This window comes from Bradyrhizobium sp. GCM10028915 (assembly GCF_042666195.1).
GTDB lineage: Bacteria > Pseudomonadota > Alphaproteobacteria > Rhizobiales > Xanthobacteraceae > Bradyrhizobium > Bradyrhizobium canariense_D.
The window spans coordinates 231,403-254,296 of record NZ_JBHTFN010000005.1; the positions used below are offsets into that span (position 1 = coordinate 231,403).

At 64.9% G+C, this 22,894-nt stretch carries 19 protein-coding genes and 1 riboswitch; of the genes, 7 read left to right on the plus strand and 12 right to left on the minus strand.

Annotated features, from left to right (window positions below):
* Positions 1-247 precede the first annotated feature (247 nt).
* The gene (locus ACFQX9_RS04705) at positions 248-1,528 is read left to right on the plus strand and encodes a sorbosone dehydrogenase family protein (RefSeq protein WP_085349220.1); all 1,281 of its coding nucleotides are present in this window, start codon (positions 248-250) and stop codon (positions 1,526-1,528) included.
* A gap of 216 nt (positions 1,529-1,744) precedes the next feature.
* The gene (locus ACFQX9_RS04710) at positions 1,745-2,338 is read left to right on the plus strand and encodes a c-type cytochrome (protein ID WP_377786811.1); all 594 of its coding nucleotides are present in this window, start codon (positions 1,745-1,747) and stop codon (positions 2,336-2,338) included.
* Between the two features lie 12 nt (positions 2,339-2,350).
* Here ACFQX9_RS04710 and panE read toward each other — a convergent pair whose 3' ends face one another.
* The 4 genes from panE to ACFQX9_RS04730 all read right to left on the minus strand — a co-directional run bounded on the left by panE (position 2,351) and on the right by ACFQX9_RS04730 (position 6,200).
* Positions 2,351-3,274, minus strand: coding sequence for a 2-dehydropantoate 2-reductase (gene panE, locus ACFQX9_RS04715; protein WP_377786813.1), 924 nt, complete (start codon positions 3,272-3,274; stop codon positions 2,351-2,353).
* A gap of 186 nt (positions 3,275-3,460) precedes the next feature.
* Positions 3,461-4,075 carry a 2-hydroxychromene-2-carboxylate isomerase gene (locus ACFQX9_RS04720; protein WP_085349218.1) on the minus strand — a complete coding sequence of 205 codons (615 nt, stop codon included), beginning with the start codon at positions 4,073-4,075 and terminating at the stop codon, positions 3,461-3,463.
* Between the two features lie 89 nt (positions 4,076-4,164).
* Positions 4,165-5,529, minus strand: a complete 1,365-nt coding sequence (locus ACFQX9_RS04725; protein WP_377786815.1) for an MATE family efflux transporter — start codon at positions 5,527-5,529, stop codon at positions 4,165-4,167.
* 74 nt (positions 5,530-5,603) lie between these two features.
* Entirely contained in the window at positions 5,604-6,200 is a 597-nt protein-coding gene (locus ACFQX9_RS04730; RefSeq protein ID WP_085349217.1) for a DUF2239 family protein, read from the minus strand.
* A gap of 151 nt (positions 6,201-6,351) precedes the next feature.
* Between ACFQX9_RS04730 and ACFQX9_RS04735 the strand changes: the two genes are divergently transcribed.
* Positions 6,352-7,017: a glutathione S-transferase family protein gene (locus tag ACFQX9_RS04735; protein WP_377786817.1), complete on the plus strand. Its 666-nt coding sequence runs from the start codon at positions 6,352-6,354 to the stop codon at positions 7,015-7,017.
* 10 nt (positions 7,018-7,027) lie between these two features.
* Here the strand turns inward: ACFQX9_RS04735 and ACFQX9_RS04740 are convergent, their stop codons facing one another.
* Both ACFQX9_RS04740 and ggt read right to left on the minus strand, forming a co-directional pair.
* On the minus strand, positions 7,028-8,323 hold the full coding sequence (locus ACFQX9_RS04740) for an MFS transporter (RefSeq protein WP_377786819.1): 1,296 nt from the start codon (positions 8,321-8,323) through the stop codon (positions 7,028-7,030).
* 111 nt (positions 8,324-8,434) lie between these two features.
* A complete protein-coding gene (gene ggt, locus ACFQX9_RS04745; protein WP_377786821.1) occupies positions 8,435-10,186 on the minus strand; it encodes a gamma-glutamyltransferase in 1,752 nt (583 codons plus the stop codon).
* 99 nt (positions 10,187-10,285) lie between these two features.
* Between ggt and ACFQX9_RS04750 the strand changes: the two genes are divergently transcribed.
* Positions 10,286-11,674 carry an MFS transporter gene (locus ACFQX9_RS04750; RefSeq protein ID WP_085359603.1) on the plus strand — a complete coding sequence of 463 codons (1,389 nt, stop codon included), beginning with the start codon at positions 10,286-10,288 and terminating at the stop codon, positions 11,672-11,674.
* A gap of 163 nt (positions 11,675-11,837) precedes the next feature.
* On the opposite strand, the gene purH is transcribed toward ACFQX9_RS04750, so the two are convergent.
* The 3 genes from purH to ACFQX9_RS04765 all read right to left on the minus strand — a co-directional run bounded on the left by purH (position 11,838) and on the right by ACFQX9_RS04765 (position 16,815).
* On the minus strand, positions 11,838-13,430 hold the full coding sequence (gene purH / locus ACFQX9_RS04755; RefSeq protein WP_368508988.1) for a bifunctional phosphoribosylaminoimidazolecarboxamide formyltransferase/IMP cyclohydrolase: 1,593 nt from the start codon (positions 13,428-13,430) through the stop codon (positions 11,838-11,840).
* A gap of 22 nt (positions 13,431-13,452) precedes the next feature.
* Positions 13,453-13,534: riboswitch (ZMP/ZTP riboswitch) on the minus strand.
* A gap of 59 nt (positions 13,535-13,593) precedes the next feature.
* Positions 13,594-15,312: a heparinase II/III family protein gene (locus tag ACFQX9_RS04760; RefSeq protein WP_026233860.1), complete on the minus strand. Its 1,719-nt coding sequence runs from the start codon at positions 15,310-15,312 to the stop codon at positions 13,594-13,596.
* Between the two features lie 156 nt (positions 15,313-15,468).
* Positions 15,469-16,815: an RsmB/NOP family class I SAM-dependent RNA methyltransferase gene (locus ACFQX9_RS04765; RefSeq protein ID WP_085384732.1), complete on the minus strand. Its 1,347-nt coding sequence runs from the start codon at positions 16,813-16,815 to the stop codon at positions 15,469-15,471.
* A gap of 186 nt (positions 16,816-17,001) precedes the next feature.
* Between ACFQX9_RS04765 and ACFQX9_RS04770 the strand changes: the two genes are divergently transcribed.
* Complete coding sequence (locus ACFQX9_RS04770) at positions 17,002-17,211, plus strand: DUF1674 domain-containing protein (protein ID WP_018459691.1); 210 nt, start codon at positions 17,002-17,004, stop codon at positions 17,209-17,211.
* 57 nt (positions 17,212-17,268) lie between these two features.
* A complete protein-coding gene (locus tag ACFQX9_RS04775) occupies positions 17,269-17,859 on the plus strand; it encodes a thermonuclease family protein (protein ID WP_026233862.1) in 591 nt (196 codons plus the stop codon).
* Positions 17,860-17,914: 55 nt separating this feature from the next.
* Here ACFQX9_RS04775 and ACFQX9_RS04780 read toward each other — a convergent pair whose 3' ends face one another.
* Both ACFQX9_RS04780 and acs read right to left on the minus strand, forming a co-directional pair.
* Entirely contained in the window at positions 17,915-18,430 is a 516-nt protein-coding gene (locus tag ACFQX9_RS04780; RefSeq protein ID WP_018459693.1) for a L,D-transpeptidase, read from the minus strand.
* Between the two features lie 443 nt (positions 18,431-18,873).
* Positions 18,874-20,820 carry an acetate--CoA ligase gene (gene acs, locus ACFQX9_RS04785; RefSeq protein ID WP_204512902.1) on the minus strand — a complete coding sequence of 649 codons (1,947 nt, stop codon included), beginning with the start codon at positions 20,818-20,820 and terminating at the stop codon, positions 18,874-18,876.
* Positions 20,821-21,220: 400 nt separating this feature from the next.
* On the opposite strand from acs, the gene ACFQX9_RS04790 reads away from it, so the two are divergent.
* The gene (locus tag ACFQX9_RS04790) at positions 21,221-22,390 is read left to right on the plus strand and encodes a DNA topoisomerase IB (RefSeq protein WP_018459695.1); all 1,170 of its coding nucleotides are present in this window, start codon (positions 21,221-21,223) and stop codon (positions 22,388-22,390) included.
* Between the two features lie 11 nt (positions 22,391-22,401).
* Here the strand turns inward: ACFQX9_RS04790 and ACFQX9_RS04795 are convergent, their stop codons facing one another.
* Positions 22,402-22,857 carry an SRPBCC domain-containing protein gene (locus ACFQX9_RS04795; protein WP_018459696.1) on the minus strand — a complete coding sequence of 152 codons (456 nt, stop codon included), beginning with the start codon at positions 22,855-22,857 and terminating at the stop codon, positions 22,402-22,404.
* Positions 22,858-22,894 lie beyond the last annotated feature (37 nt).

A 22,894-nucleotide genomic window follows, 5' to 3' on the forward strand; every position in this document is an offset into this window, starting at 1 on the left:
CAAATTAGCCGCGCATGATCTCGATTCTGCGCTGCAGCGAGAGCGTTGTCGTCGCGGCATTCGCGATCATTGCCTTTCCGTCTCAATTTTTACTGAGCGCTATCGCAGCGCACGCGGCGCGCTTCTCACCGCTCGCAGATGTGCTAACCTTCTGCGTCTGTCCTCTCGACAGAGTCCGAACTTCGCCTCTCGATAGCAAATTAAAATAAATGTGCAGCCCTGATGGCTGCCTTAGGGGAGTGACGCGATGAAATTCCATCGATCCGTCTTTCAATCCGTCCTGGCGCTTGCAGCGGTTGCCCTTCTCGCGGGGACAAGCGTCGGTCACGCGCAGCAGCAGGACAAGAACAAGCCGCTGAAGAAATACGAATCCGGCACCAAGGAGTTCTGGACCCATCCGCCGGACGACTGGTTTCTCGGCGACGAGACCGAGGCGCAGAAGGGCCTGGCGCCGCCGTCGGGTCCGCCCACCGGCGCGTCCGACGCCGAGCTCGCCAATATCGTCAAGAAGGTCAAGCTGCCGCCGGGCTTCAAGATGGAGGTCTACGCCTCCGGCGTGCTGGCCGCGCGGCAGATGGCCTGGGGTGACAAGGGCACGCTGTTCGTCGGCTCATTCGGCCTCGGCAACGTCTATGCGATTAAGGACAACAACGGAAAGAAAGAGGTCAAGACGATCCTCAAGGGCCTGAACATGCCCACGGGTCTGGCCGTCAAGGACGGTGCCCTCTACGTCATCGCGGTCGACAAGCTGATCCGCTACGACGACATCGAAAACAAGCTCGACAATCCCGGCGAGGGCAAGGTCGTCTATGACGACATGCCGTCCTATGCCGCGCATGGCTGGAAATACATCGCGGTCGACAAGGAAGGCTGGTTCTACATTCCGTTCGGACCGCCCTTCAACATCGGCATTCCCCCGACCAGCGTGTCGCAGATCCGCCGCGTCGATCCCAAGACCGGCAATGCGGAAATCTATGCGCTCGGCGTTCGCAACTCGGTCGGGGGCGACGTCGATCCGCGCACCGGCAAGTTCTGGTTCACCGAGAATGCCCGCGACTGGATCAGCGACGATCTGCCCTCAGACAAGCTGAACATGATCAGCAAGATCGGCGAGCACTTCGGTTATCCCTACTGTCACCAGGGTGATCTGCCGGATACCAAGTTCGCGATGGGCCACAAATGCTCCGAGTTCACGCCGCCCGTGCTGAACCTCGGCGCTCACGTCGCTCCGCTGGGCATGAAGTTCTATACCGGCGACCAATTCCCGGCCGAGTACAAGAACAACATCTTGATCGCCGAGCACGGCTCCTGGAATCGTCACAAGTACCAGGGCGGCCGCATCATGCGCGTGATCGTCGGTCCCGACGGCAAGAACGCCAAGCAGGAGGTGTTCGCCTCCGGCTGGATCGAGGGCGACCAAGGCTATCTCGGCCGTCCCGACGACATCATTCTCGCCAAGGACGGCTCGATCCTGGTCGCCGACGACTGGGCCGGCGCGATCTACCGCATCAGCTACAGCAAGAAGTAGCGTAAGACGACGCGAGGCTGCGGTGCCGAGAGGGCGCCGCAGCCTTTCTCATTTCAATTTCGCACGCTGTCGTTTCCGATCGCGCACCGCTTGCGCGCAAGTCCGGAACCCTTGGCCACGAACGCGGGTTATCGAATTCTCAGATGCGTCATTGCGCATCATAGCTCGCGCTTCTTCGCCCCGGAATGACGCGTTCGATAGATCGGAATTCCAATCATGCGCCGGCAGTTCATCTCGCACGCAATCAGCGCGGTCGCGCTCCTCGCGCTCGGTTCTCTCCCCACGAGCGCCGCCGACAATGCCGCGATCAAGGAGAAGGCCGCCGTCTGCGCCGGCTGTCACGGCGAGAACGGCATCTCGCAGACCGAGAACATTCCTTCGCTCGGGGGCCAGCCCGATCAATTTCTGCAATGGCAGCTCGTGTTTTTCCGCGCCGGCTCGCGCAAGAACGACCAGATGCAACCCATCGCCGAGGAAATCACCAACGAGGATGTCCGCAATCTCGGCGCCTATTTTGCCGCGCTGACGCCGCCCACAGCGGCGGAGGACAAGGATCCGGACCTGTCGAAAAAGGGCGCCCAAGTTGCCGCCGGCCGCCGCTGCGCCTCATGTCACACGGATAGCTTTGCCGGCACCAAGGCCGTCGCGCGGCTGGCGGGCCAGCGCGAGGAATACCTGGTCAAGGCGCTGCACGACTACAAGAGCAGCCAGCGCGTCGGCGGCGGTGGCGCTGCGATGGCCGATGTCGCCTATCACATGAGCGATGAGGAAATCACCGCCGTCTCGCACTATCTCGCGTATTTCAAATAGCGGAAGCTGCGGCTACCCCACCCGCTGCTTCTCATACGCTTTCAAATGCGTGTAGGCGATGCGCAGCTTCGGCACCGGCACCTTGGCGGCATCGGCGCGAGCGATGAGGTCGCCGATGACGTGATCGGCCTCGACCGGCAGGCCCGCCTTGACGTCGCGGAACATCGAGGCCGTCATCGGTGAACCCTCGGTGGTGAGGTTGCCCTTCACGCGCTCGAAGAACGGCCCGCCCGGCGTGTAGCCCGACGCGGTGGCGATCGCGCTGGTCTCGTCCAGCATGCCGAGCAGGAAATCCCTGCCGCCGGGAGCGGCGAGAATATTGCCGACGGAGGTGCGCATCAGGCTGGTGGACGCGGCCAGCGAGGACAGGAACACCCACTTTTCCCACATGTCTTGCATGATGTTCTGGCTGGCGGTGGCCCCAGCGATGCCGCTCTTGAAGGCCTCGTCGATCGCCTTGACGCGATCCGACAGCTCGCCGTCGCGCTCGCCGTAATTGATCGACTGCATCGGCTGGAGCTGCACCACCTCGCGCTTCTCGTTGAGCGTCGCGGCGATGGCGCAGAGGCCACCGAGCACGCGCTCCTTGCCGAACTTGTCGTCGAGGATATCGAGATGCTTCATGCCGTTGAGCATCGGGATGATCGCCGTATTGGGCCCGACTGCTGCCGCGAACGACTTGATGGCGTCGTCGAGGTCGAAGGCCTTGCAGCTCAGCAGCACGACGTCGAACTTGTCCTTGAGCGCGTCGGCCTGAATGGTCGGCGGATTTTTCAAGGTCACGTCGCCGTTCGGGCTTTTGATGACGAGGCCGGCGCTCGCGAGCTCGCTGGCGCGCCGCGGCCGGACCAGGAAGGTGACGTCGCGGCCGGCCTGCAACAGCCTGACACCAAAATAGCCGCCGATGGCGCCAGCGCCGACCACGAGGATACGCATGGGATTGTCCTTGTTGTTGGTTCTTTTTCGTCGTCTTGGCGAAAGCCAGGACCCATTACCCCGACTGCCTCTTGTCGGACAAGTCGGAGCCCCCGCCTATCGCCAAACGCGATCCGGTGGTTATGGGTCCTGGCTTTCGCCAGGATGACGTCGAGGACATTGTTCGGTTTCCCTGCTTCGAGAAAATCACTTCCCCGACACCATCTCCTCGACCTCGCGCAACTGCTCCTTGCCGAAGAACATCTCGTTGCCGACGAAGAAGGTCGGCGAGCCGAACGCGCCCCGCGCGACAGCCTCCTCGGTGTTCTTGATCAGTCTGCCCTTCACCTCCGGTTCCCCGGCGCGAGCGAACAGCTTTTGCGCGTCGAGGCCGGAGGACGCCAGCGCCTTCGCGGCGATTTCCGGATCGTCCATCTTCTTCGGCTCGCGCCACATGTGGTGGAAGGCGGCTTCGACGTATGTTTCGAACACGCCCTCGAGCTGCGCCGCGATCGCTGCGCGCATCAGGTTCAGCGTGTTGACGGGGAAGAACGGATTCATGACATAGGGCTGCACCTGGAAGCGCTTGACGAAGCGCTCGGTCTCGACCGCGTGGAATTCGCGCTTGTTCTTGATGCCGGCAAGCGTCTCGGCGGGGGACTTGTTGTTGGTCGATTTGAAGATGCCGCCGAGCAGGATCGGCACATATTCGAATTTGACGCCGATGCGCTGCTCGATGGCGGGGATCGCGAGATGGCTGAGATAGGCGTTCGGACTGCCGAAATCGAACAGGAATTGCGGGGCTGTGCGGGTCAAAATCATGCTCCCTGACGTCGCTTTTTTCGCATTGTGGCGCAGCGCGCGCCGCGGGTCTACCGTTTAATGACGGTCATAATCTCTTGATGATTTGGTCAGGTCAGGCGCCGGATCGTCCGCTTGCGCCACACCAGAAGGTAATAGCCCATCTGCAAAAGGAACATGGCGCAGAACACGATCGGATAGGCGGCCCACACACCCTGAAGGCCAATCGTGCGGCTCAGGATCACTGCGGATGGCAGCTCGATCGCCATAATGGCGAAGACCGCGAGCAGCATTGGCGTCAGTGCCAGGCCGGCAGCGCGCATCGCGCCGGAAAACACCGTCGCCAGGCCGAACGGCACCGAGCTCCACAGTGCGATGTTGAGCAAGCTCTTCGCCAGCTCGAGCACGGTGTCATCAGTGATGAAGATGCCGAGCACGGCGCGCGGCGCGAGATAGATCAGCGCCACCAGTCCGCCCGTCAGGACGATGTTGAACGCAAGTCCGGTGCGCACGATGCCGTCGAGCCCCGCTCTGTCGCCGCGGCCGACCGCTTGGGCGCCGAGGATGGAGACTGCTATCGAAATCGACATCGCCGTGAACTGCGTGTAGCCCATCACCTGGTTGACCGCGCCATAGGCTGCGGTGGCGTTCGAGCCGAAGCCGTTGACGAGGCCGAGCAGCACCAGCTCGGCGATCGCCATCACCACCATGCCGATCGCGCTCGGCAGTCCAATGCCGAGGATCTGTCCCAGCACCACACGATTGAGCCGCAGATGGCGCAGCAGTGCAGCGTCCGGTGCCAAGGCATGTTTTCTCCGCAGCAGATAGGCCGCCAGCGCGACCAGCGTCAGCGCGTTGGCGATCGCTGCCGCCCAGGCCGGGCTGGTGATGCCGGCCGCCGGCAATCCGAACGACCCGCGGATCAGCATCGGCGTCAGGATCAAGCCGATCGCGGTCGACAAGGCCAGCGCCAGCAAAGGCGTCAGCGCGTCACCGACGCCGCGGATCATCGCCGTCATCAGCAGGAAGACGAAGCCGAGCGGCATGGTGAGCAGCATGATGCGGGCATAGGCGCTAGCCTGGTCGAGAATGTCTGCGGGCGTTGCGAGCATCATCATCAATTGCCGGCTGAAGATGCCGCCGATCAGTGCAATTGCAATCGAGAGCAGCAGGCCGATTGCGAGCGTCGTGCCGACGATGAGCTTGATCCGGCCCTGCTCGCCCGCACCATAGGCCTGGCCGATCAGCACCGTGGCGCCGGTGCTCAGCCCCATGACGAAGGCGAAAAGGAAGAACATCACCGGAAAGAACACCGAGACCGATGCAAGCGCGTCGATCCCGATCATCTGGCCGAGATAGACGTTGCTGACGGTGCCGAACAGTGATTGCAGCGCGTTGCTCAGCATCAACGGTGCGAGGAAGCGCAGAAAACTTTTCCAGAGCGGCTTGGCTGCGGACATGGATTGGCCTTTCATCAGGGCCTGCGAAACCGTCGCCACGCGCAATGCGCGTGGCCTGGCCGTCGATGGGGTTGTGAGAAGGCGCGCACCTAAGCGCGGTCGCTGTAGGCGAGCTTGACAATGTGGTCGCGGATGTCGGCGGGCCAATCTGCGATCAGTCCGGTGAAACGCCGCCGATCATCCGCAAACAGCGCGCGCGATGCTTCCTCGAACTGCGGCAGATTGCCGGCCATGGTCGACATGAAGTGATAGGCCGCATCGCGCGCCTGCCGCTCGCGGTCCTTGTCGCCGCTGGCACGCCGCGCCTCTTCGACAAGTTTCCGTAGTGCGACCGAGGCGCCGCCTGCTTGCGCGCTGAGCCACTCCCAGTGCCGCGGCAGCAGCGTCACCTCGCGCGCGACCACGCCGAGCTTCGGCCGGCCGCGACCGCGCGGCTCGCTCGGCGATGGGGTCTCCTCAACCGGGGGCGGGACCAGCTTCGCCAGTCGCGCCAGCACCTCGCGGTCTCCGCCGCGCAGATCGAAGTCGATCGATCTGCCCGTGGCGTCCTCGAAGATGATGATGGGCTCGTCCGGCCGCTCCGTCATCCTCTTGATGACCAGCGCGACCTCTCCTGCCGGCCCGGAGACCAGACGGCGATGCCCTTGGAAAGCGGTGAAAGTCTTCTGCATTGGAATCATTGCCATATTGGTCGCGATGGCAGCTTTAATACCCGGGTAAATTGCTAAGGTCAATATACCCGGGTTAAAATACCCGACCGGATGGCTCGACATTGCGTTCCCGGGCTGGCACGAACGCGCGGCCGATCGAACCATGCCTAGCCCCGGGGACCACGCGATGCTGACCGTTCATCACCTCAACAATTCCCGCTCGCAGCGCGTGCTGTGGCTGCTCGAAGAGTTGGGCGTGCCTTACGAGATCGTGCGCTATCAGCGCCAGCCGGACATGCGCGCGCCGAAGGAGCTCCGCGCCATCCATCCACTCGGCAAGTCGCCCGTTATCACGGACAACGGCAACACCATCGCCGAATCCGGCGCGATCATCGAATATCTCATCGCCACCTATGGCAACGGCCGGCTGGTGCCGCCGCCGAACACGCCGGAGCGGCTGCGCTTCACCTACTGGCTGCACTATGCGGAAGGCTCGGCGATGCAGCCGCTGCTGCTCAAGCTGCTGTTCACGCTGATGCCGAAGCGCGCGCCGGCGTTGCTCCGCCCGCTGGTGCGCAAGGTCTCGAACCAGGCGCTGACTGCGCTGGTCAATCCGCAGCTCAAGCAGCACATGGATTACTGGGAAGGCGAGCTCGGCAAGACCGAGTGGTTCGCCGGCAACGAGTTCACCGCCGCCGACATCCAGATGAGCTTTCCGCTCGAAGCTGCCCAGGCGCGCGGCGCGCTCGAGCTCGGCCACCCCAAGGCGATGGCGTTCCTGGAGCGCATTCATGCACGGCCGGCTTACAGCCGCGCCCTCGAAAAGGGCGGGCCGTATCAGGTGGGGCGATAGTTAGCCTGCATCAGTCCGCGTGCAGCACGCGCCCGCGCGTCTCCGGCAGCGCGAAGGCGGCGATGAAGAACAGCGCGTAAGCCACCACTGCGAAGATCGCGATCGCATTCGCAAGCGACGTCGTCGCCGACAGCGCTCCGACCAGGAACGGAAACAACGCGCCAATGCCGCGGCCGAAATTGTAGCAGAACCCCTGGCCCGAGCCGCGCAGCCGCGTTGGATAAAGCTCGGTCAGGAATGCGCCGACGCCGGAGAAATAGCCCGAGGCGAAAAAGCCGAGCGGGAAGCCGAGCACCCACAGGATTTCGTTGGTGAGCGGCAGCTGCGTGTAAAGCAGCACAACCGCCATCGCGCCGATCGAGAAGGTCAGGAACAGATTGCGCCGTCCGATCCGGTCGGCGAGCCAGGCGCCGGTGAGATAGCCGATGAAGGAGCCGATGATCAGGGTCGAGAGATAGCCGGTCGAGCCGACGATCGACAGGTGCCGCTCCTTGGTCAAGAACTGCGGCACCCAGAAGGTGACGGCGTAATAGCCGCCCTGGCAGCCCGTCGCCATCAGCGACGCCAGGATCGTGGTCTTCAGGACCGGGCCCGAGAAAATTTCCCCGAGCGCCGGACGATTGCCGCTCGCGGCCTGCTTGGCGCGGGCCTCGGCCGCGATCTCCGGTTCGGTCACGGAGCGGCGGATGTAGAACACCAGCAGCGCCGGTAGCGCGCCGATCACGAACATCCAGCGCCACGCCGTCTCCGCCGGCAAGGCCGAGAACAGGATCGCCTGCGACAGCACCGCGAGGCCCCAGCCGACCGCCCAGCCTGACTGCACCGAGCCGACCGCTCGCCCGCGATATTGCGGCCGGATCGCTTCACCCATCAGCACGGCGCCCGCCGCCCACTCCCCGCCGAAGCCGAGGCCCAACACCGCGCGTGCGATCAGGAGCTGTTTGAAATTCTGCACGACCGCGCAGATCAGCGAGAAGAACGAGAACCAGATGATGGTGATCTGGAGCGTTCTGACCCGGCCGATATGGTCGGAGAGATAGCCGCCGAGCCAGCCGCCGATGGCGGAGGCCAGCAGCGTCACGGTGCCGGCGAGGCCAGCCGATCCCGCATCGACCTTCCACAGCGCGATGATGGTGCCGATCACCAGCGGGTAGATCATGAAGTCCATGCCGTCGAGCGCCCAGCCCGCGGCGCACGCCCAGAATGTCCGCCGCTCCGGCGCGTTCATGTCGCGATAGAAGGCAAGAAGGCTGGTGTCCTCGATCTCGGCGCGTTCGATGCGCTGGTTCGGATCAACGGTGGTCATGCGCGTTTCCCGACGGTGTTTTCTTTGGCTGTTTCTCTGGCCTCGCGATGGTAGCACGCGCGGCGGCGCGCGTAAGCCGGCCGCCGGCCTTCGCGCCATGCAAGGACAGAGTTACTGCCCCACTGCTTCCGCGCCCCGGGTGCGTGGATCGGGCGCGCCGAGCGGCCCGTTGGCGGTCACCGCGATCGAATTCGCCGATGTCTGCCCCATCGGCGCGACGATGTGATGATCCATCGCCTTCAGCTCGAGCAGCACATTATCGGGAAAGCCGCTCTCGACCCGGACCTCGTCGGGCAGCCATTGGTGATGCAGTCGCGGTGCGGCCACGGCGGCGGCGACCTCCATGTTGTAATCGAGGACGTTGACGATCACCTGGAGCACTGTCGAGATGATGCGGCTGCCGCCCGGCGAGCCCGTCACCAGCACCGGCTTGCCGTCCTTCAGGACGATGGTCGGCGACATCGAGGACAGCGGCCGCTTGCCCGGCCCGGGCAAATTGGGCTCGAACCCGACGAGGCCATAGGCATTGGAAGCGCCGACCGCTGCGGTGAAATCGTCGAGCTCGTTGTTGAGCAGCACGCCGGTGCCGTCGGCGACGAGGCCGACGCCGTAGCTGAAGTTCAGCGTATAGGTGTTGCTGACGGCGTTGCCGCCGCCGTCGACGACGGAAAAATGCGTGGTGTTGCTGCCCTCATGCGGTGAGGCCGCGGTGGAAACGAGCTGTTTCGACGGCGTGGCGCGATCCGCGGAGATGGTTGCCCGCAGCTTGGCGGCGTAATCTTTGCCGGTGAGCGTCCCGATCGGCGCGTTGACGAAGGCGGGATCGCCGAGATAGCGCGCCCGGTCCGCATAGGCGCGCTTCATGGCCTCGATCAACAGATGCAGCGAGGCCGGCGATCCCTGCTTCAGATCGGCGAGCTGAAAACCTTCGAGGATATTGAGCGTCTCCACCAGCACCACGCCGCCCGACGACGGCAGCGGCATCGACACGATGTCATAGCCGCGATAGGTGCCGCGCACCGGCGCGCGGATCACAGCCTGATACGATTTCAAATCGGCCGACGTCATGATGCCGCCCGCGTCAGTCACGGCCTTGGCAAGTTTTTCCGCGACCGGCCCCTCATAGAAACCGCGCGGGCCCAGTGCGGCGACAGCCGACAGCGTTTCGGCGAGATCGCTCTGCACCAGCTTGTCGCCTTCGCCAAGCGGCGTGCCATCAGGCCGCGAGAAGATCTGGGCCGAGGTGGGCCAGCGCACCAGCCGCTTGTGCCAGCCCGGCAGCGTGTCGGCAATGTCGTCGCCGACGAGGAAGCCGTCGCGGGCGAGCACGATCGCGGGCTCGAGCAGTTGCGCCAGCGTGAACCGGCCCGAGCCATATTTTTCCAGGGCCAGCGCAAGACCCGCGACGGTGCCAGGCACGCCGACGCCGAGCGTGGAATCCCGCGACTTCGCCGCATCGGGCTTGCCGTCGGCGCCGAGGAAAATCTGCGGCGTCGTCGCAGCCGGCGCGGTCTCGCGATAATCGATCGTGATGTCTTCGTTGCGCTCGGTGGAATGAATCACCATGAAGCCGCCGCCGCCGATATTGCCGGCGCGCGGATAGGTCACGGCCATCGCAAAGCCGGTCGCGACCGCGGCATCGACGGCATTGCCGCCGCGCCGCAAGATATCGGCGCCGACCTGCGCGGAGATTTTCTCCTGCGCTACTACCATGCCGTGTTCGGCGGGAACGGCGTGCACGGTGTCGAGCGCGGGCGGCACATAGGCCCGCCGCGCATCCTGCGCGGTCGCGGTCGGAAGTCCGAACGCCAGAGTGGCAAGGAAGGCGAAAAATGTCCGCCGTGTCGAAAAAGACGACATCATCAAACTTCCGCAATGGCCATGGGCAGTTCACATGCAGCGCTGCAATGCTATACGGTTTGCCCCGACAGAGGCAAAACTGTTCGTGATGAGGATTATGGAGTGACGACGATCGCCCGGGATGCGCGGATCGCCGGCGCGCAGCGGACCTATCCGCCGCGCAGCGCCGTCGTCAGCTGGATCTTCTTCGACTGGGCCGCGCAGCCTTATTTTACGCTGATCACGACCTTCGTGTTCGCGCCCTATTTCGCCACCGGCATTGCGCCGAATCCCGCCACCGGGCAATCGTTGTGGGGCTTTGCGATGGCTGCCGCGGGCCTCGCGATTGCCTTGATGTCGCCGGTGCTGGGGGCTATCGCCGATGCGTCGGGCCGCAGGAAGCCGTGGATCGCCGGATTCGGCGCAGTGCTGGTGCTGGCATCCTGCACGCTGTGGATCGGCAAGCCCGGCGATCCCTCGATCATTCCGCCGCTGCTCACCGCGGTCGCGCTCGCCAGCGTTGGCGCGGAATTCGCCACTCTCTTCAACAATGCGATGATGCCGACGCTGGTGCCGCCGGAGCGCATCGGGCGGCTCTCCGGCACCGGCTGGGCGACGGGTTATGTCGGCGGCATCGTCAGCCTGGTCATCGTGCTCGGCCTGCTCGCCGCGAATCCCGAGACCGGCCGCACGTTGCTCGGCTTCACGCCTCTGTTCGGGCTCGATCCGATCAGCCGTCAGGGCGATCGTGCCGCCGGACCGTTGACCGGACTTTGGTTCATCATTTTCGTGACGCCGATGTTCCTGTTCACGCCGGACTATCCGGCGAAGCGTCCGGTGCGTGAGGCGCTGCACGAAGGCCTGTCGGAGCTGAAGCAATCGATCAAGGGGCTGCCGCAGCAGAAATCGCTTGCGGCGTTTCTACTCGCCAACATGATCTACACCGACGGTCTGGTGTCGCTGTTTGCCTTCGGCGGCATCTATGCCGCGGGCACGTTCGGCTGGCACACGATCCAGATCGGCACCTTCGGCATCATGCTCGCGATCGCCGGCGCGTTTGGCGCGTGGTCCGGCGGCAAGCTGGACGATCGCTTCGGGCCGAAGCGCGTGATCGCCGGCAGCATGCTGATCCTGCTGCTGGCGCTGGCGGCGATCCTGCTGGTCGACAAGGATTCGATCCTCTTCATCAAGGTCGCGCCGCCCACGCCCGGCGGTGCATTGTTCGCGGCTGCGTCAGAGCGCGCGTATCTGGTGCTGGGCTGCCTGATCGGTGCGGCCGGTGGTCCGCTGCAAGCGGCCTCACGTACGCTTCTGATCCGTCTCGCACCGAAGGACCGCATCGCGCAGTATTTCGGTCTGTTCGCACTGACGGGGAAAGTGACGTCCTTCATCGGCCCGCTGCTGATCGGCGTGATCACCGCGGTGACGGCGAGCCAGAAGGCCGGCATGGCCGTGCTGGTGGTGTTCTTCGTCGCGGGTCTGGCGCTGTTGATGCGGGTGCGGGAAAATTAGCGTCGTCCCGGCCTAGTGCGCAATTGCGCACGGGGACCGGGACCCATACCGCGTGATTGCTCGTTGCCGCGACACGGCCAGTACCGCACACCAAACTACTTCCTGGGCTATGGGTCCCGACCTTCGCCGGGACGACCCGTCGAGAGTTTAGTACACGACAGATCTAGTGCCTGAAGTGCCGCGTGCCCGTGAACACCATGGCGATGCCATGCTCGTCGGCGGCCTTGATCACTTCGTCGTCGCGCATGGAGCCGCCGGGCTGCACCACGGCGGTGGCGCCGGCCTCGATGCAGGCGAGCATGCCGTCGGCGAACGGGAAGAACGCATCCGACGCCACCACCGAGCCCTTGGTGAGCGGTTCGGCGAGCTTCAGCTCGGCGGCCGCATCCTGAGCCTTGCGTGCCGCGATCCGTGCTGAATCGACCCGGCTCATCTGGCCGGCGCCGATGCCGACGGTCGCGAGATCCTTGGCGTAGATGATGGTGTTGGACTTGACGTGTTTTGCGACACGGAAAGCAAACTTCAGGTCGCGCATCTCGGCATCAGTGGGCGCGCGCTTCGTGACAACCTTGAAGGTCATGTCGTCGACGACGGCGTTGTCGCGGCTCTGCACGAGGAGACCGCCCGCCACCGTCTTGGCGGTGAGGCCCGGCGCGCGCGGGTCGGGCAGGCTGCCGGCGAGCAGAAGCCGAAGGTTCTTGCGCGCGCCGATGATGGCGATCGCTTCCTCGCTAGCGTCAGGCGCGATGATCACCTCGGTGAAGATTTTCGTGATCTCGCGCGCGGTGTCAGCATCGAGTGCGCGGTTCATCGCGATGATGCCGCCGAACGCCGAGGTGGAATCGCAGGCCAGCGCCTTGCGGTAGGCGCCGACGAGGTCGGAGCCCTCCGCGACGCCGCAGGGATTGGCATGCTTGACGATGACGCAGGCTGCGGTGCGCTTGGCGTCGAACTCGCCGATGCATTCATAGGCCGCATCCGTGTCGTTGATGTTGTTGTAGGAGAGCTCCTTGCCCTGGAGCTGCCGCGCGGTCGAGACGCCCGGCCGCTTGTCGGGCGTCGCATAGAACGCCGCGGTCTGGTGCGGATTCTCGCCATAGCGCAGTGACTGGATCAGCCGGCCGCCGAAGGCACGGAAATCGGGCGCGTCGATCTCGAGCTGGCGATTGAACCAGTTCGAGATCGCGGCGTCATAGGCGGCAGTGCGCGCGTAAGCCTTGGCGGCAAGGCGCCGGCGCAACTTCAGCGTGGTTGCACCGCTGTTGGCGGCGAGCTCATCGAGCACGGCCTGATAGTCCTGCGCCTCGACCACGACGGCGACGTCGTCATGATTCTTCGCGGCGGCGCGGATCATCGCGGGGCCGCCGATGTCGATGTTCTCGATGCAATCCTCGAAGCCCGCGCCTTTGTCGACGGTCGCCTCGAACGGATAGAGATTGACGACGAGGAGATCGATCGGCGCGATCCCATGCGCCGTCATCGCATCCGCATGGTCCTTGTTGTCGCGGATCGCGAGCAGACCGCCGTGCACCTTCGGATGCAGCGTCTTCACGCGGCCATCCATCATCTCGGGGAAGCCGGTCAGCTCGGACACGTCCTTCACCTCGAGGCCGGCCGCGGCGATCGCCTTCGCGGTGCCGCCGGTCGAGATCAGCTCGACATCGTGCGCGGCAAGCGCCTTTGCGAAGTCGATCAGGCCGGTCTTGTCGGAAACGGAGAGAAGTGCGCGGGTGACGCGGCGGGGATGGTCAGTCATGAGCAAGATCCTCTGTCTGAAGGAGTAATGCCCAGGCGCGCGGCAGCTGTGTCCCGCGCTTCCCGATGGTGCTCCATCCAAGGTCGCCAGTCGCGCGAGCGAGGGCTCGATAGCAGTTTTCGGTCGCTATCACAACGACCAGATGGTGCCGAATCGCATGCGTCTACAGCGGAAGTTCCGGCTCCCGCCGTGCATTTCTGCGGGCATTCGTGACCGCCGGCGAGGCGGTGGAGCGCACAAAACTCCAGCGGATCGAGGGCGCCTGCCGCGCGTCCTGGCGGATCACGATCTGCGCGGTGCGGCGCGGGCCGTCATTGCCGGCCAGGGATACGCTGTCCTCCAGCTCCACCTTGTCGTCGAGCGCCTCGAAGGTCCAGACGTCGCGATTCGGGAGCACCAGCATGACGCCGCGGGCGTCGGACAGCCGGCTCGCCTTCACCGCCGGGTGCAGATGGAATCGCAGCGCGAAATCGGCATCCGGACCCTTGAAGCGCCCGCCTTGCGGCGGCGACAACGTGTCCTCGCCGTCGATGCGCGCGCCGTCATTGGCGATCATCAGTACGCGGCGGTGGATCGCGCCGAATTTTGTCAGGTAACCGTCATGCGACGTCGTGAGCAGGGTGCCGTTCTGCACGATTTCGCGATAGCTCTCAACCTCGACGGGGCCGCTGGTGACCGGAGCGCCGTGCAAGAGCCGCTTCATAGCCGACATCTCCACGAACTGGCATGACGAGGTGTCGTGATAGGTCAGCGTCGAATGCGCCGCCGTGCCGCGTGCGAACGGCCGCCAATTGTCGCGGCCCGTGGCCGGCATGCCGCAATTGGTGACGATGCGGCTGATGCCGGAGGAGAGTTCGAACGACAGGCAGCCGGCATGGGCGTCGTGGCTGACGCTGGCCGCCGGCGGCGGGCCCGTGTCGATGATCAAAGTGGTCTGGCCGGCATCGAGGCGCTGGAAACCGGTATGCGGCATGTTCGACATCGGCGCGCCGTGGGTGTCGTCATAGGCAAGCAGCGTCGCAAGCAGGTCCGAGGGGGTCGCGCTCATGCCGTTGAACAGCGCGAAATTGCCGTCGCCGTGGCGGAAGAAGCGCAGCATCGGCATCATGCGGTCGATCGCGTTGAGCAGCGCGGGCGGCGGCGCGATGTTGCGCGCGGCAAAGGTCTGCCGCAGCGGCAACAGGTCGATCAAGAGCTCGATCAGCGCGCCCGGGTTGCGCGAGACATGGCCGCCGTCGGGCAGGATCTGCCGCTGCAATTCATCCGAGAGCTTTTTCGAGGTGCTGCGGATGTGACTTGCCTGGTTGGCAAGGCACAACGCCGCATAGCACAGCGCGATCAGCACCTGGAGCTTCGGCACTCCGTCGGGGATGTTGACCATGGTGTAGCGCAGCAAGCGGATTTCGCGCGCCAGCGCGCGCAGATACCGACGATAGAATTTGTTGTCGGTATCGTTCAGCACCAGCGGCGCCTGCGACAGCAGGGAGATCACGCGGCGCGCCAGCACGTCGGCGCGTCGCGCGACGGGACGGCGCTTGCTGGCGGGGTTGCCGATCCAGTCCTCGATCAGCGAGCGCGCATTCGCGCGCGTCAGCGCGGTGTCGGCGGCGCGCAAATGGCGCAGCCAGCCGAAGCCGAGCAGCGCAACTTCCCAATCTTCCGACGGCGGCTCGAGATCGAAGATCGAGCGGCCGTGGCAATTGACGATCTTGCCGGCGAAGACGAAGCGGCCGGCATAGATCTCGGCGGCGCGGGTCGCATCCGCGGTGCGTAGATCATGCGGCGCGATGATCAGCCGGTCGGCGCGGCCGGGCCAAACCCGCGACAGGGCGACGGAACCGCCGCTCGCGCGCGCGAGCATGTTCCGCGCGAAGCGGTTCATCACCAGCGTCGAGATACGTCTGCGTTGAGCGACCGACACGCCTTGCCTTGATGGGGGAGAGGATTCCGACGAATCCTTATTAATCCCAAAATCGGACGGCCGACACCACCTTGAACGACGCGAATCAGTGCCGTGTTTGCAAAATCCAGTGCAAAATCAGGATTTAACGAGCCGGGCCGCGAAAAATCCGTCGAGCCCGCCGAGCTTGGGATCGGCGTTCGGCAGATGGCTGGGCAGGGTGCGCAGATCGCCCTCGGCGGTAATGATCTCGCTGAGCCCAGACACCTCGGACGCATCGATCGGAACCCGGCGAAGACCGGGCTCCGCGGTCAGCAGCGCGGCGACCGCATGCTCGCCCTCTTCAGGTTCCAGCGAACAGGTGCAATAAACTAGCGTCCCACCGGGCTTGAGCAGCGAGACCGATTTTTGCAGCAGCCGCCGCTGGAGCGCGGTCATTGCGGCGATGTCGGATTCCTGCCGGAGCCAGGATACATCGGGGTGGCGGCGGATCGTCCCGGTCGATGTGCAAGGCGCATCAATGAGGATGCCGTCGAAGCCATCGGCAGGGCCGGCCCATTCCGCGGCGTCGGCGACGACGGTCTCGGCCTGCAGCGACAACCGCGTCAGATTCTCGCGCAGCCGTGCCACCCGGGCAGGCGAGCGGTCGATGGCGGTGACGTGCGCGCCGGCCTGCGCCAGTTGCGCGGTCTTGCCGCCGGGAGCGGCGCAGAGATCGGCGATGGATTTGCCCTTGATGTCGCCGAACAGCCGGGCTGGCAACGCAGCGGCGGCGTCCTGCACCCACCATTGTCCTTCGGCGAAGCCGGGAAGCATGGTCACCGCGCCGTGCAGCACCGTGCGCACCGATCCGGTCGGTAGCACTTCGCCATGGAGCCGGCTCGCCCATTGCGCGGCGTCCGACTTCACGGTCAGATCCAGCGACGGATCATGGCTGAGCGCGAGCGCCATGTCCCTTGCGACCGTCTCGCCATAATGCGCGCTCCAGCGCGCGACCATCCAGGGCGGCAGGTCCAGCGACTGCGCGGCAACCTCGTCCACCAGCGCCTTGCCCTCGCGGGCGCAGCGGCGCAGCACGGCGTTGACGAGGCCGGCATAGCGCGCGGCGCGCCGGTCGGATTGCACGAGGCGAACGGAGAGATCGACGGCCGCGTGATCGGGCACGTCCATCCAGAGGATCTGGGCGGCGCCGATCAACAGCGCGCTCTGCGCGCGCGGCGCGTCGGAGGGAATGCCCTTGTCGAGCAGGCGGGACAGCACATGGCCGAGCGTGCCGAGCCGGCGCAGCACGGTGGCGACCAGGCGGCGCATCAGCGCGCGGTCGCGGTCGGGGAGCGTCTTCAGTCCGGGATGGGCGCCGCTGCCGTCGAGCTGCTCGTCAAGTGTGCGGTGCTTTTGCAGCACGCCGTCGACGATGTCGGCGGCAATCCGCCGCGCCGCGAGACCGGGCACTTCGGATGGAGGAGCGAAACGTTGAGAAGGCATGCGGAAACAAGGTTCTGAGCAGCGGCAGTTCGCCGTAATGGGCGCATGCCTTGAGAAGGCGATCTCTGGCACGCGAATATGCCAAATGTAAGAATCGCTTCCGGGTTTTTCGGCCCTTTCGGAGCAATTTCAGGAATGCGTTATTGGGCGTCGCGCCGCGGGCCGTCCCGCGCTAGAAAGCCGCCTATGAGTGACCAGCCTCCCGTTCCCGACCGCAAGCAGCTTACGCCGGCCGCCCAGCGCGCGCTGGCCGAGGCCGAAGCGCGCCGTCAGGCTGCGGCAGCCCGAGCCAAGAACGACGGCGAGGCGGCGCCAAAGGAGTTGCAGGGCCCAAAAGGACCCGAACCGACCCGCTATGGCGATTGGGAGCGCAAGGGCATCGCTTCCGACTTCTGAAGCTTGTCTTTTGAGGCTCGCTTGCCGGACTGCCCGACTCAGCCCTAGCGTGCGCGGATGTCGCGTTTCGATCCAAGCCATCCATATCGGCCTTCATACAGCGGCTCGCCATTTGGTCGCCGGTTCTCAGGGCTGTTGCCGTGGATGTTCGTGGTTGGAATCGTGGTGGCCGTGGTGTTCACGTCCCGGCATGGGATGAACTGGCAGTTCCCTCACGTGACCGACGGTCAATCACGAGACGCCGAGATTGTGCTCCAGCAAGGCGGCCATCCCGATCGTCGCGAGCCGGTCGATGTCGTTCGCACCATTGACGGCGACACCTTTCTCGCACGCGTTCGTCAGCGCGACGGCCGCGATCTCATCGTGCGCGTTCGCCTGCGCGGCATCGACGCACCCGAGATGAAAGCATCCTGCCAGGAGGAACTGGACAAGGCCGAAGCCGCGGCCCGCGCATTGCGCGATCTGCTCGCACAGGGTGGCGTGACGATCACCAACCTCGGTGCCGACAAATATGGTCGCGTTCTCGCCGACGTCGCGACCAAACGCACGACCAATGTCTCGGCGGCGTTGCTCGCGGGCGGTTACGCGCGGAGCTACAATGGCGGCCATCGCGACGGCTGGTGCGCGCGGAGCTGGCGCTTCTGGTGACAAAAAAGCCGCGTCGAACGACGCGGCTATTGCCGTCTCGTCCTGATGCCGGCGATCAGCGCGTCACGACCACCGTCGTGCCGACCGAGACGCGGCTGTAGAGATCGGTGATGTCGTCGTTGAGCATGCGGATGCAGCCATAGGAGACGAAGCCGCCGATCGAGCCCGGCACGTTGGTGCCGTGGATCGCGTATTCACCGCCGGACAGCGTCATCGCCGCGACGCCCATCGGATTGCGGGGCGAGCCGCCCGGGATGACGTCCGGGATGCTGGGCTTGTCGCGCTTCACCTCGGCGGGCGGCGCCCAGGCCGGATTGCGGTACTTGCCGTCGATGCGGGTGGTGCCGGCCCACTGCTTGCCGGACTTGCCGACGCCGACCGGGTAGCGCACGGCGTGGCCGCTATCGAGGACGAGATAGAGCCGACGCTCGTTGGTTTTGACCACGATGGTGCCCGGCGAATAGTCAGCCAGGTTCGTCCCCACCATTTCCGGCCGCGCCTGCGCCGCCGTCAACGTCAAGACCCCAGTCACGACGGTGGCGGCCAGCGCCACAGCAATCCTCATCGACATCGATTTTCCCCTTGCCCCGAACGGACCGTCCAAGATTACGCAAAACCGGCAATCGCCGGCTCGCCAAGTCCTTGTTAGGGGACATTCTTAACCGCGCCTGTTAACCGGATGGTTTCCACGCACGGCCGCCAAGGGCCAGCCAGCAGGGGGAACAAAGGAAATGTTCGAAACAAAGTAAATGACCTGAAAACAACACTTGGCGGGAAAGATGCCCGGGCGCCGGGGCGCGGCCTGACAAGTGCGTGAGGATGTGAACGGCCGTTGTTCGGGGGAGCGCTAACGCGGGGATGCGATCTCGTGTCCCGGACGCGGCGCAGCGCGAAGCGGTGCGACGCAGAGCCGGGATCTAGAAGGCCACAGAGTCTGCCGTTGCATCGGCCCCGACTCTGCAGCGCACCGCGAAGTGCGCGCTACGCTGCGTCCGGGGCACAGGACGATGTGGCTCAGACCGCCTTTTTGTTCTGACGGTTCTTGACGAGGTCGTCGACCACGCCGGGATCGGCCAGGGTCGAGGTGTCGCCCAGGCTGCCCGGTTCGTCCTCGGCGATCTTGCGTAGGATGCGGCGCATGATCTTGCCGGATCGGGTCTTGGGCAGGCCGGGCGAGAACTGGATCTGGTCGGGCGCAGCGATCGGGCCGATCTCCTTGCGCACCCAGGTGACGAGCTCCTTGCGTAGATCCTCGGTTGGCTCGATGCCGGCCATCAGGGTCACATATGCGTAAATGCCCTGACCCTTGATGTCGTGCGGGTAACCGACCACGGCGGCTTCCGAGACCTTCTCATGCGCCACCAGCGCGCTTTCGACTTCGGCGGTACCCATGCGGTGGCCGGAGACGTTGATGACGTCGTCGACGCGGCCGGTGATCCAGTAATAACCGTCCGCATCGCGCCGGCAGCCGTCGCCGGTGAAGTACTTGCCCTTGTAGGTCGAGAAATAAGTCTGCTCGAAGCGGGCGTGGTCGCCATAGACCGTGCGCATCTGGCCCGGCCATGACCGCGTCAGGCACAGATTGCCTGATGTCTCGCCGTCCAGCACGTTGCCGTCGGCGTCGACGATCTCAGGCACCACGCCGAAGAACGGCTGCGTCGCCGAGCCCGGCTTGAGCTTCGTGGCGCCGGGCAGCGGCGTGATCAAAATGCCGCCGGTCTCGGTCTGCCACCACGTATCGACGATCGGGCAGCGGTCGTCGCCGACGACGCGGTGATACCACTCCCAGGCTTCCGGATTGATCGGCTCGCCTACCGAGCCGAGCAGGCGCAGGCTGGCGCGCGAGGTCTTCTTGACGGGCGCGTCGCCGCTCTGCATCAGCGCGCGGATCGCGGTCGGCGCGGTGTAGAAGATGTTGACCTTGTGCTTGTCGATGACGTTCCAAAATCGCGAATTATCCGGGTAATTCGGCACGCCTTCGAACATCAGCGTGGTCGCGCCGTTGGCGAGCGGTCCGTAGAGAATGTAGCTGTGGCCGGTGACCCAGCCGACGTCGGCGGTGCACCAGTAGATGTCGCCGTCGTGATAGTCGAAGACGTATTGATGCGTCATCGCGGCGAACACGAGATAGCCGGCGGAGGTGTGCAGCACGCCCTTGGGTTGGCCGGTCGAGCCCGAGGTGTAGAGGATGAACAGCGGATCCTCGGCGTGCATGTGCTCGACCGGGCACTCGGTCGTCACCATCTTGGCGGCGTCGTGGTACCAGAGGTCGCGCGAGGGATTCATTTCGACCGCGCCGCCGGTGCGCTTGACCACGACGACCCAGTCGACGCCGTCTGCCTTGGCGAGCGCCGCGTCGACATTGGCCTTCAGCGGCACCTTCTTGCCGCCGCGCAGGCCCTCATCGGCGGTGATGATCACCTTGGACTGGCAGTCGTTGATGCGCTGGGCGAGGCTGTCGGGCGAGAAGCCGGCGAACACCACGGAGTGAATCGCGCCGATCCGCGCGCAGGCCAGCATCGCGTAGGCCGCCTCCGGAATCATCGGCAGGTAGATGGTGACGCGGTCGCCCTTCTTGACGTTCCGGGTGCGCAGGATGTTGGCCATCCGGCAGACCTCGTCGTGCAGCTCCTTGTAGGTGATGTGCCGGGATTGGGAGGGATCGTCGCCTTCCCAGATGATCGCGGTCTGGTTGGCGCGATTGTGGAGATGCCGGTCGATGCAATTATGGGCGACGTTGAGAACGCCGTCCTCGAACCATTTGATGGAGATGTTGCCGGGCGCGAAGGAGACGTTCTCGATCCTGGTCGGCGCGTGCATCCAGTCGATGCGCTTGGCCTGCTCCGCCCAGAAACCGTTCGGGTCCGAGATCGAGCGGGCGTACATGTCCTTGTACTTGGCCTGGTCGACCCAGGCGCGCTTCGCCCATTCTGCGGGGACGTCGTAGATCTTCTCGGACATGTTTCCCTCCACATACGGCGAGCCGAGCACGGACCACTGGCGAGCCGACTTGATCGTTGAACCGATTATGCGTCGGGCTAACCGGACCCGACAAGGTGCACAAGCTGGACCTTCGGCGAGCAGCCTGCCATGCGGAGGATCAAGCCGTTTCGTGCGACTGTCGCAGTTTTGGAACAGGGCGACGGGCGGCTTTGGGGTCTTCACCCAGATGCTCGGAATGGGCCCGCGCAGAGCGCCATGCATTCAGCAGAGGTATTTAGAAACCGCCTCTCACTGATTCGGGACTCGCAATGCGGTTCGGAACACCCTAAATGGCCAACCCGGGTCCAACGAGACCCCTTGGAACAAAAATCAGAACAGCGGCATTGACCGACAACAGACAGGGCTAAGGCATAAGACTATGATGGATCAGCAGAATCTCGGGACGATACGGCCCGCTTCAGCCGATCCTGCAGCCATCGCGCTGGCCAAAGCCCTCGGACAATGGCCGAAACCGGCCGGTTCCGGCCGTCCCAGCCCGAAGAAAGTGTTCGACGCGGCGCCGTCGACGACGGTCGAGGCCCTCGCCAAGGAACTGGGCCTGCGGCTCGGCGACCAGAACGAGCTGACCATCCGCCGCGTCAGGCGCGGCAAGGGCTATTCGTTCGTGCGGCCTAACGGCGTCCACATCCGCGATGCCCGCACCATTCGGCGGCTGCATTCGATGGCGGTGCCGCCGGCCTATCGCGAGGTGCGCTACTCGGCCGATCCGAGCACGCATCTCCAGGCAGTGGGACGCGATGCCGCGGGCCGGCTGCAATATCGCTATCACGCCGATTGGGAGAAGGTCCGCGAGCAACGCAAGGCGCATCGCCTGGAAAAGCTCGTCGGCGCGCTGCCCAAGATCCGGCGCAAGGTCTCGGCGTTCCTGTCGGGCGACGAGCCGACCCGCGAGTTCGCGCTCTCCGCCGTCATCGAATTGATCGCGCGCACCGCGATCCGCCCCGGCAACGAATCCTATGCCCGTCTCAACGGCACCCGCGGCGCCACCACGCTGCTGAAGTCCAACGTCTCGCTGGAAGACGACAGCTTCGTGCTGACCTTCAAGGCGAAGGGCGGCAAGGCGGTGCGCAAGGAGTGCGACGCGGCCAAGCTCGTGCGCGCCATCGGGATCTTGCAGGGCGTTCCCGGCAAGCGCATGTTCCAGTATCGCGATCCCTATGGCATCGTGCGCGCGGTCAGCACCACGCAGGTGAACGCGTTTCTGCGCGAGATCGCCGGCATCAAGATCTCGCTGAAGGATTTCCGCACGCTGATGGCCTCTGCCGTCGTCGTGGAATCGCTGTCGCGGATCACGCCGGCGACCAGCCAGCGCGGCCGCAAGAAGCAGGTGCTGGAGGCGATCCGCGGCGCTGCCGACCAGCTCTCCAACACGCCGGCGATCTGCCGCAAGAGCTATGTTCACGATACCATCGTCACCGCGTTCGAGGACGGCATCCTGGAACGCTTCGCCGCGACCATGAAGGGCCAGCGCTCGCAGGCCAGGCGCGAGCAGCTTTTGCAGCAGGTGGTGGCGACCGCGGCGGTCTGACCTCGGCGTCGTTACGCCTTGTTGGAAACGCCGTTGTCGGGACCGGGATCGCCGCCCGCGGCTGCCGCCGTGAGCCGTCCCAGATAGTGCGCCCATCCCGTCGCGTGGGCGGCCGCCTGTTCCTCGGTCGGCAGCCCGCTATGGGTCATGCGCAGCAATGTGCCGCCGTCGCGTTCGATCAGGTCGATCTCGATCAGGCTTGAGCCGGGCGGCACTTCCTGGCCGCCCTCCCATCCAAACGTGTAGGCGAGCCGATGCACCGGCACGACTTCGCGGAATGCGCCGCGGGCAACGCCGCCGCGGGGGCCGATGCCTTTGAGCAGATACAGCCCGCCGGGATGTGGCTCCGTGGTCGCGTCGGAACCCATCCAGCTCAAAATCTTCTCGGGGTCGGTCAGGTAGGCGAAAACGGTGGCGCGTGGGGCCGCGATCTGGGTCTCGCGTCGCACTATGAACGGTTCGGTCATCGACGATCACCCCTGGGCTGACACTGGGACATGGCGG